General features: G+C 50.7%; 1 protein-coding gene. It reads left to right on the top strand.

Annotated elements, in window-relative coordinates; all coding sequences use genetic code 11:
* Positions 1-13: 13 nt before the first annotated feature.
* Positions 14-276, top strand: a 263-nt coding sequence (locus HBA93_RS21015; RefSeq protein WP_502910166.1) for an ABC transporter permease family protein, incomplete at its 3' end; no start/stop codon positions are given.

Genomic DNA, 276 nt, shown 5'->3' with positions numbered 1-276 from the left:
AGCTGCAGAGGCAATGGGGTTCAGTGCCTTGGATGAACTGCGCTTTGTCTTGTTGCCGCAAGCTTTGCGTGTCGCACTTCCGGCACTCTTGGCCTTTGCTATCCTGATTTTTCAGGGAACCTCGCTTTGTTTCACGATTGCTCTGCCTGAACTGGTTAGCAATGCTTATGAGATCGGGTCGAATACATTCCGCTATATGCCTGCGCTTCTGCTCGCAGGGCTGCTTTATGCCAGTATTTGTGTACCGGCAGCATGGATTGTTTCCTATGTGGAAAG

The sequence above is a fragment of the Ochrobactrum sp. SFR4 genome, assembly GCF_019730395.1.
GTDB lineage: Bacteria > Pseudomonadota > Alphaproteobacteria > Rhizobiales > Rhizobiaceae > Pseudochrobactrum.
The sequence above is the reverse complement of the archived record's forward strand: the minus strand, read 5'-3'. Positions and strand labels throughout refer to the sequence as shown.